The following is an 8055-nucleotide window of genomic DNA, read 5'->3' on the forward strand; positions in this document are numbered from 1 at the left end:
GGCCCCCGCTGCCAAGGCTCCGGCCTCGAACGCGACCGGCACCTACACCGTGGTCGCCGGTGACACCCTGTCCGGGATCGCCCGCAAGTTCAACGTGCAGGGCGGCTGGGCCACTCTCCAGAAGCTGAACGCGATCCCCAACGCCGACCTGATCCTGGTCGGCCAGAAGATCGCCGTCAAGTGATCCACTGAGGATCACCGCAGGCACCCGAACACATCGTTTGGGTCCACCGTGGTGGTCGCGACCGTCGGCTCGGGCGATCGCGACCACCACGGCATTTCCGCTCGACGGCGCTTGACGCCGCTGATGACTCGGCCCACCCCGTGGAGCTACGCTCACCGGATGGGCGCCACGAAGCTGACCAGGCACATCCGGGCCTCCCGTCCGGCGGTCTACCGGGCACTGCTCGACGCGGAAGCGGTCCGGCAGTGGATGGTCCCGGAGGGCATGACGAGCCGCATCCACGCGTTCGATCCACGGCAGGGCGGTGAATTCCGCATCTCGCTGACCTATGACCTGCCCACCACCGCGGGCAAGACGGACGCGCGGACCGACACCTTCCACGGCCGGTTTTCCAGTCTGGTTCCCGACACCGAGGTGGTCCAGACCGTCGAGTTCGAGACCACCGACCCCGCCCTCCAGGGCGAGATGACGATCACCTACTCCCTCGCCGACGGCGAGGAGGGCGGCACCATCGTCACCGGACGGCACGACGACACACCCCCGGGACTGTCCCTTGAGGACAACGAAATCGGCTGGTCCATGTCGATGGCCAAGCTCGCGCGCCTTCTCGAACCCTGAACGCGCCGCCGCGTCTGACAGTTTCCGGCCAACCGGCCGACATTCCCCCGCACCGCATGGACGGACGACGCCTTCGCCCGGGGCGATTCGATGTTCGAAGCCGTGCTGGACATCGACCCTCGCGCTCGCGTGTCCATGCGCAAGATCCGGGCCGAGATCTCCCGCATGGTCGACGCGATCGAGCCCGTCGGCTCCTGGCCAGGGCCTCGGCACAGTGGGCCCAGGGTGGGGACTCAGCCCGTGACCGCGACGATCTCCTTGGCGGTGACGGCGTAGCGCCCGTCGGTCCAGTAGGGGGCCGCCCCCGGCGGGGTTTCGGCGTCCTTGCCGGTACGGGCGTCGAGGGCGACGGGCTCACCGGCGCGGTTTTCGCCGTAGACCAGGCCGTGCCAGGCGCCGGTGAGCCGGGGCGATTCCCGTTTCGGATCGTTCGAGACCGCCCACAGCACCGCGCCGCTGCCCGGGTCGAGGCCGAGCAGGGACGAGCCCACGCACACCGTGACCGACCGCTGGTCGTAGACGCAGTAGCCGGGGGGTGCGGGGGCGGTTTCCGGCAGTTGCACGGGCGTCTCCCTGCCGGAGCCGATCTCGATCCCGTCGACCGCACCGAAGGCCATGCCCTTGAGCCCTCTGGCCAGCACCAGTGAGGGCCCGACCGCCACGACCGAAGGGTTGTCCGTGTCCTTGGACCAGGTCTGCGCCCCGGTCGCGGCCGCGCGCGCCTCCAGCGTCTTGGGCGACCAGCTGTGCGGACCCGACACCACACCGACCACCTGTCCCGCGCCCATCGCCGCCGGATCGAGCTTCGGCGCGTCCCAGGCCACCTTGCGGGCGGCCAGATCGATCGCGACGGTACCGGCGTCGCCGCTGCCGTAGCCGGACGCCGCCTTCACGCGCACCACGGCGGTCGTCCCGTCGATCCCCATCACGGCGGTGCGCAGGGAACCGCCGTCGGCTTCGGGAAAATCGTCCGGCAGGTCGATCACCTGGCGCCAGGCCTGCCGCGCGGTGTCTGCGTCGGCGGCGACCAGTTCGAGCGCCGTGTGTGCCTTGGTGGTGCCCTGGCCGGGGATCGTGACGGCGAAGGTCTGGACGACCAGCGCCTGCCCCGACACCGTCGCGACCGGCGGGGGCTTCAGGTCGGTGCGCGGGGAATTCGACGGTTCCGTCGACCGTCCCTCGGGCCGGAGGTCCGCCCGTGTCTCTCCCGTCGCCGCGTCGAGCGCCAGCAGGCCCTGGGAAGTCGCGGCCCAGGCCAGGTCGCCGTGCAGCGTCACGGGTGGTGCGATCAGGGTCGACGTGGTGCTGTCCTCGATGTCCGTGGTCACCGCCTCCGGCAGGGCGGCGCCGTGCCCCGCGAAGGTCACCGCCGGATCGTGGGCCGCCGCGGCGGGCCGCCCGGCCTCGCGCCCCCCGGGCGAGGCGGTCGCCTGGGTGCGCGGTGCCGAGCCGCCGGAGCAGGCCGTCACCGCCGCCAGCACCGCGAGCCCCGCCGCCATGGTGGCCGCACCGCGCCCCATCCCTTGTCGCGCCATCGTGAACGTCCTCCACACACGACGGCGGGCACGAACCGTGCCCGCCGTGATCACTCGCCGTCCTTCCCTGGACGCGAGAAGTCCGGAATCCGTTCCCTCGTCCGAAGCGGTCCCTACCTCACGTACTGCGCGAAGGACTTGCGCACCTTGTTGACCTTGGGGAGCGCGACGGCAAGGCAGTAGCCCTGACCAGGGTTCTTGGCGAAGAAGTCCTGGTGGTACTCCTCGGCCCGGTAGAAGGGGCCCAGCGGCTCCAGAGTGGTGACGATCTCTCCGTCCCACCACCCGGCGGCACGCTTGACGGCCGCTTCGAACTCGGCGCGCTGGTCTTCGTCCGCGTAGAACATCGCCGAGCGGTACTGCGTGCCGACATCGGCGCCCTGGCGGTTGAGCTGCCTCGGGTCGTGCAGGGTGAAGAAGACGTCGAGCACCACCTCCGCCGGGATGACCTCCGGATCGAAGGTCACCGCGACCGCCTCCGCGTGCCCGGTGCCTCCGGAGCACACCTGCTCGTAGGTCGGATCGGCGGGTTCGCCGCCGGTGTAACCGGACACCACGTCCACCACCCCGCGCAGCGTGCGGTAGACCGCATCCAGGCACCAGAAGCATCCGCCCGCGAGCACGAACGTCCTCATTCACATCACCTCGAACAGATCGGTAGTCTCTCTCACCATCGTGGCCGTTCTCCCCGGCGGCTGCCATGGGGGAGACCGATTCCCGGGCAGCCGCCGGGGATCCGGGCCGTCGTGTGATCTCGGCCGGGGCTCTGCGGGAAAGATCAGGGGATTCCCCGGTTCACCGCAGCGCCTCCGGCGCGAAGGCTGGGGGAATGGGGATGTCCGTACGGTTCCCGGTGCGCACCGGGGCCCTGCCGGTCGCGGGTTTCGCGGGTGTCGTCGTGCTGGTGCTGGCCACGGCGGGCCTTCCGGTGCCGCCGGCGGTGCTGGTCCCGCTCGGGCTGACCGGCATGGGCGTGGTCGTGCTGGCCTGGCTCGGCCTGGGGCGGCGGACCGCGGAAATCCCGGTGCGCGGGTGGTACCGCTTGACGGCGGCCTGGTGCCTTCCGCTGCTGTTCGCTCCCCCGTTGTTCAGCGGAGACGTGCACAGCTACCTCGCACAGGGGGTGATCGCGGCCGGGGGCCAGGACCCGTACCGGCTCGGTCCGCTGACGGCGCTGGGCGCGGCTTCGCCGGTGGTGCAGCAGGTCAGCCCGTACTGGCAGGACACGACCGCACCCTATGGTCCATTCTGGATCGCGATCTCCCGCGCGATCGCCCAGCTCGCCGGCCACGACCTGATCCCGACCCTGCTGCTGAACCGTCTCGTCGAACTCGCCGGTGTCGCGCTGGCGGCCTGGGCGCTGCCGCGACTGGCGCGACGAACGGGAGTGTCGCCCGGCGGCGCGCTGTGGCTGGGTCTGCTGAACCCGCTGGTCCTGTGGCATGTCGTCGCCGGTGCGCACAACGACGGGCTGATGATCGGCCTGATGCTGGCCGGGCTGGAGATCGCCCTCGCGGGCCTGTCCAGTCCTCCCCGGATCGCCGCCGGACTCGTCCTGCTGACGCTCGCGGCGAACATCAAAATCATGGCCGCGGCGGCGGTCTGCTGCCTCGCGGTCGTGCTGGCACGCCACGCGGGCCGCACCGCGGGTCGTGGTGCGGCGGCGCTCCTCGGCGTGCTCGGCGGGTTCGCCGGGCTGTCACTGGCGATCTCGTGGCTGACCGGACTCGGGCTGGGCTGGGTCGGCGCGCTCGGCGGATCCGCCGCGGTGCACAGCTGGCTGGCGCCGACGAACCAGCTCGGTTTCCTCGCGGGCGGGCTCGGCGCTCTCGCCGGTCTGCACATCACTTCGGCGGCGATCTCGGTGATGGTGCGGATCGGGGCGGTCCTGGGTGCGATCGCCGGAGCGCGCCTGCTGTGGTCGATCCACCGCGGCCGCTTCCATCCCGTGACCGGCCTCGGCCTCGTCTTCTCGGTGATGCTGATCGCCGGGCCCGTCGTGCAACCGTGGTATCTGCTGTGGGCGCTCCTGCCGCTGGCCGCGAGCGTGCGATCGGACCGGGCGCGCCGTGGCCTGGCCCGCGGCAGCGCCGTACTCGCCATGGCGCTGCCGCCCCTCGGCGGCGGTGCCGCCGTTCTGGTGGAGGGTTACCTCGTGGCGGCCGCCTTCCTGGCCGCGCTCTGGTGGTTCGGCCGTCCCACCCCGCCCGGACCGGACGCCGCCCTAGCCGTCCCCGTCGCCGGACAGACGGTGGAGTAGCGCGAGCAGCCCGGCACGGTCCTTTTCGGACAGAGGGGCGAAACAGGCGGCCAGCACCTCGTCGGCGACCTTGTGCCCGGACCGCAGAACCTGCCTGCCCGAGGGCGTGAGGTGATGCTCGATGCGCCTGCCGTGTCCCGCCCGGCGTTCCACCCAGCCCTGGGCGAGGAGCCTGCCTGCCAGCGCCCCGAAGGCCTGCTCGCTCTGGAAGGTCGCCGAGGCCAGCGCACGGGCCGAAGCCCCTGGGGTACGGCTTATCGCCCGGAGCGCATCCCACTGGGCCAGCGTGATCCCGATGGCCGACAACCCGCTTTCCAGCGCCCGGTGCTGGCGGTACTGGGCCTGCTTGACCGCCCTGCCGAGCTGTTGCAGCTCACTAAGCATGGCTCCAGTGTAGCCCCACGACCAAACTAGCTTATATAAAGAAGCTTAGCTACAGTGGATCCATGATCACGGACCGCACCGTCGCCCTGTACGAAGACCTTTCCCTCACCCTGTCCGAGACCGGAACCGGCAGACCGGCCCTGGTACTGCACGGCGGCGGGGGCCGCGCCACCGCCGCCGGCCTCGCCGAACACCTTTCCCGGACCCACCACACCATCACGCCCGTGCACCCGGGCTGGGACGGCACGGCCCGCCCCGCCTGGTTCACCGGCATCGACGACCTCGCCCTCGCCTATCTGCACCACCTGCACGGCGCCGGACTCCGCGACGTCCTCGTCGTCGGCTCCTCACTGGGCGGCTGGACCGCCGCCGAAATGGCCGTCCGGGACACTGCGGGGATCATCGGCGGCCTCGTCCTGATCGACGCCGTCGGCGTGCACGTCGAGGGCGAACCGATCCGGGACTTCTTCGCCCTCGACGCCCGTGGCGTAGCCGAGTACGCCTGGCACGACTCCCAGCGGTACTTCGTCGATCCCGCGGACATCCCGGCCGATCAACTCGCGGTGCGCCAGGCCAACATGGCCACCCTCCACGTACTCGCCGGGGGCCCCGCCATGCACGACCCCAAACTGCTCCGGCGGCTCCGCCACGTCCGCCGGCCCGCGCTGCTGCTGTGGGGAGAAAGCGACCGCATCGTCACCCCGGACTACGGAAAGGCGTACGCCGAAGCCTTCGCCCACGGCCGCCTCGAGGTGATCCCCGAAGCGGGCCACCTGCCGCACATCGAACAGCCCGCGGCGACGTTCGCCCTTCTCGACTCCTACCTCAGCACGATCTGATACCGGGTTCGGTGCGCTGTCGCGGTTAGGAGTTCTTGGGCACCACGTTCATCAGCCGCTTCGTCCAGGGCGTGACGAAGCCGACGTTGATCCGGCCGGGATCGGCGAGGTTGTACAGCGTGCGATCGGCGTTGTACCACTTGTCGCCGATCCTGACGCGGTACGACGAGGCACCCTGGATCAGAGCCAGCCTCTGGGAAGCGGGCGTCACCTTGTTGTAAATGCTGCGCTGGACCGGCCCGGTGACGGTGATCACGCGGCCCATCCAGGCCTCGAGCAACCGCCGCGCCGCGATCCACAGGCCGCCGAAGACGAGCACCAGTGCCGGCAGGAAGGAGAACCAGAGTTTTTCCACGCCCTTCATGTGCTCCCGGTAGGCCTCCACGAGCACCCGCGACTGAAGCGTGAGGACGTACACGCCGGCACCGAACAGGACCAGGCCGATCGGGACGTTCTCCAACACCCGGCGGCGTTGTGAGGGATGGAGCCGCCCGGCGAAGTTGGCCTGGTTGATTTCGAACCGGTCCGCCGTCATTCCTTCGGCGCCTGTCCGGTTCCGCCTTCCGCCGGTTGTCTGGACGATTCCCCTTCGGGATGTTCCTTTTCGTAGGCTTCGGTTGCCTCGTGCCAGCGGTCGCCCTGCTCGTTTTCCTGCCGCCTGCCTTCGAGTGCCGCGGCGACCGAGTCCTGGAGGTTCCACCCCGGCACACCCTCGCCCTCGCCCCATTTTTCCGGGTTGAGGAAACTCTTCTCGGGGTCCTTCTTCTCCAGGCCGCCCGCCTCCTTGAGCTCCTGCGCGGTCTTCTGCGCTTCGGAGGCCTCCTTGGCTTCCCGGCCCGCCTGCTTGAGCTCGTTCGCCTTCGACTCGAGCTTCGTCGCGGTGTCGAGGCTCTTGTCGACGATCTTGTCGGCGGTCCTGCCGATCTTCTTCAGCGCGTTGGCCGCGGCCTCGATGGCGGCCTTGGACCGGCCCGCCCCCTTGGCGAGGGTCTCCAGCTTCTGGACGACCTTCGCGATGCGGGTGCTGATCTTCTCGGCCAGGATCCCGCCTTCCCCCACCGTGTCGGCGATGAACGCGGCGACCGTCCCGCCGAAGGAGCACCACGAGGTGGCCAGCGCGGCGAGTCCCTTGACGATCAGCGCGCCGACGAACTCGGAGATCATGTCACGGATCAGGCCGCGTTCGGTGCCGACGATCGCGGCACCCACCTGCATCCCCGTCGACGCGCTCTGCGCGTGACCCGCGGCTCCCCGCAACGAGTCCGCGTACCCCTTCGCCGCGGCCTGGTAGGCGGCCGCGCCGTCACCGCCCTTGTAGGACTCACCGGCCTTGCTCGCCGACTTCTCGTAGGCATCGGCGGTTTCGGTGAGCTGCTTGGCGACGTTCTGCCAGGTCACCGCCTTGGCCGTGACTTCCTCCGGGTTACCCGCGAGCAGGTCGAGCCCTTCCTTGAGGAAGCTGATGTGCTCGATCAGGAAGCCGACCCCGGCGCCGGCCAGCGTGCCGAGCGGGTCCATGGCGGCGCCGAGCAGGTCGAGGCCGTCGGTGACGACGTCCATCGCCGCGTTGCCCCAGTCGCCGTGCGCGAAGTCGGTGATGGTCGAGGAGACGTCGTTGAACAGGCCCGAACCGGCCGTCTGGGCGTTGAGCCGGTCCAGCTCGCTCGCCCGCGGATTGCCCCAGCCCGTCGTCACCCCGGAGGGGGACTCGGTCTTCGCGACGAGCGGGTTCTCCTCCGTCCCCTCGGCCGTTCCCGCCGGCTGCCCGGTGCTCGTTTCCGCCGAAGTCATGCCGGGATGTCCTTCGCGATCGCGATGAGCGCCGACTTCGAGTTCTCTTCGTGGGCCGAAAGCGCCTCGTGCGCGGCCTTGACCTTGTCGGCGAGCTCATGGCCCGCGTCGCCCAGCCCCTTGACCGTGTCCGTGGCCTGGGAGATCCAGTCCTGGAGCGCCACCGCGACGACCTGTCCGACGATGCCGAACGCCTTGAGATCGCCGAGGGCCTGCGCGGCACCGGTGGCGTCGATGGCCTGGTGGACCTTGTCGGCCGCCTCCCGCACTTCGGCCTCGTGCCCGGCCAGCGCTTCCGGATCCGCCTCGAATCCCCCCGCCATCACCACTCCTTCCGCAGCAGCGAGCCGAATTCACCGTCGTCACCGTCGTCACTGTCGTCACCGTCGTCACCGTCTACGACCGGGGGCCTCGGCTGCGGGCGCGGCGCGGGCGGTGGCGGAG

The 8055-nt window shown here is 70.4% G+C and carries 10 protein-coding genes; 4 read left to right on the forward strand and 6 right to left on the reverse strand.

Annotated elements, in window-relative coordinates; all coding sequences use genetic code 11:
* On the forward strand, window positions 1-184 hold a 184-nt coding region (locus tag FNH05_RS26100; protein WP_144591363.1), incomplete at its 5' end, for a LysM peptidoglycan-binding domain-containing protein.
* 159 nt (window positions 185-343) lie between these two features.
* Window positions 344-802: an SRPBCC domain-containing protein gene (locus FNH05_RS26105; RefSeq protein WP_144591364.1), complete on the forward strand. Its 459-nt coding sequence runs from the start codon at window positions 344-346 to the stop codon at window positions 800-802.
* 233 nt (window positions 803-1035) lie between these two features.
* On the opposite strand, the gene FNH05_RS26110 is transcribed toward FNH05_RS26105, so the two are convergent.
* Together FNH05_RS26110 and msrA are read right to left on the reverse strand one after the other, a co-directional pair.
* Entirely contained in the window at window positions 1036-2337 is a 1302-nt protein-coding gene (locus FNH05_RS26110) for a PQQ-binding-like beta-propeller repeat protein (RefSeq protein WP_144591365.1), read from the reverse strand.
* Window positions 2338-2450: 113 nt separating this feature from the next.
* Window positions 2451-2972, reverse strand: coding sequence for a peptide-methionine (S)-S-oxide reductase MsrA (msrA, locus tag FNH05_RS26115; RefSeq protein WP_144591366.1), 522 nt, complete (start codon window positions 2970-2972; stop codon window positions 2451-2453).
* A 200-nt stretch (window positions 2973-3172) separates the two neighbouring features.
* Here msrA and mptB point away from each other — a divergent pair, with 200 nt between their 5' ends.
* Window positions 3173-4597 (forward strand): polyprenol phosphomannose-dependent alpha 1,6 mannosyltransferase MptB, encoded by a 1425-nt coding sequence (gene mptB / locus FNH05_RS26120; RefSeq protein WP_144591367.1) that lies wholly within the window; start codon window positions 3173-3175, stop codon window positions 4595-4597.
* Here mptB and FNH05_RS26125 read toward each other — a convergent pair.
* Window positions 4562-4981, reverse strand: coding sequence for a MarR family winged helix-turn-helix transcriptional regulator (locus FNH05_RS26125; protein WP_144591368.1), 420 nt, complete (start codon window positions 4979-4981; stop codon window positions 4562-4564). The genes mptB and FNH05_RS26125 overlap by 36 nt on opposite strands.
* 62 nt (window positions 4982-5043) lie before the next feature.
* On the opposite strand from FNH05_RS26125, the gene FNH05_RS26130 reads away from it, so the two are divergent.
* The gene (locus FNH05_RS26130) at window positions 5044-5820 is read left to right on the forward strand and encodes an alpha/beta fold hydrolase (protein WP_144591369.1); all 777 of its coding nucleotides are present in this window, start codon (window positions 5044-5046) and stop codon (window positions 5818-5820) included.
* A 25-nt stretch (window positions 5821-5845) separates the two neighbouring features.
* Here FNH05_RS26130 and FNH05_RS26135 read toward each other — a convergent pair whose 3' ends face one another.
* The 3 genes from FNH05_RS26135 to FNH05_RS26145 are packed head-to-tail and all read right to left on the reverse strand — an operon-like array spanning window position 5846 to window position 7934.
* Window positions 5846-6355, reverse strand: coding sequence for a hypothetical protein (locus FNH05_RS26135; protein ID WP_144591370.1), 510 nt, complete (start codon window positions 6353-6355; stop codon window positions 5846-5848).
* Complete coding sequence (locus FNH05_RS26140; protein ID WP_144591371.1) at window positions 6352-7611, reverse strand: hypothetical protein; 1260 nt, start codon at window positions 7609-7611, stop codon at window positions 6352-6354. Before FNH05_RS26140 ends, FNH05_RS26135 begins: the two co-directional genes overlap by 4 nt.
* The gene (locus FNH05_RS26145; RefSeq protein ID WP_144591372.1) at window positions 7608-7934 is read right to left on the reverse strand and encodes a type VII secretion target; all 327 of its coding nucleotides are present in this window, start codon (window positions 7932-7934) and stop codon (window positions 7608-7610) included. The genes FNH05_RS26140 and FNH05_RS26145 overlap by 4 nt, the downstream gene beginning before the upstream one ends.
* Window positions 7935-8055: the final 121 nt, after the last annotated feature.

Source organism: Amycolatopsis rhizosphaerae (assembly GCF_007713715.1).
GTDB classification, from domain to species: Bacteria; Actinomycetota; Actinomycetes; order Mycobacteriales; family Pseudonocardiaceae; genus Amycolatopsis_E; species Amycolatopsis_E rhizosphaerae.

Bases quoted from the DNA above. Each gene is read 5' to 3' on its own strand.
- FNH05_RS26130 (WP_144591369.1), top strand. From the start codon at position 5,044: ATGATCACGGACCGCACCGTCGCCCTGTACGAAGACCTTTCCCTCACC.
- msrA (WP_144591366.1), bottom strand. From the start codon at position 2,972: ATGAGGACGTTCGTGCTCGCGGGCGGATGCTTCTGGTGCCTGGATGCG.
- FNH05_RS26125 (WP_144591368.1), bottom strand. From the start codon at position 4,981: ATGCTTAGTGAGCTGCAACAGCTCGGCAGGGCGGTCAAGCAGGCCCAG.
- mptB (WP_144591367.1), top strand. From the start codon at position 3,173: ATGTCCGTACGGTTCCCGGTGCGCACCGGGGCCCTGCCGGTCGCGGGT.
- FNH05_RS26140 (WP_144591371.1), bottom strand. From the start codon at position 7,611: ATGACTTCGGCGGAAACGAGCACCGGGCAGCCGGCGGGAACGGCCGAG.
- FNH05_RS26135 (WP_144591370.1), bottom strand. From the start codon at position 6,355: ATGACGGCGGACCGGTTCGAAATCAACCAGGCCAACTTCGCCGGGCGG.
- FNH05_RS26110 (WP_144591365.1), bottom strand. From the start codon at position 2,337: ATGGCGCGACAAGGGATGGGGCGCGGTGCGGCCACCATGGCGGCGGGG.
- FNH05_RS26105 (WP_144591364.1), top strand. From the start codon at position 344: ATGGGCGCCACGAAGCTGACCAGGCACATCCGGGCCTCCCGTCCGGCG.
- FNH05_RS26145 (WP_144591372.1), bottom strand. From the start codon at position 7,934: ATGGCGGGGGGATTCGAGGCGGATCCGGAAGCGCTGGCCGGGCACGAG.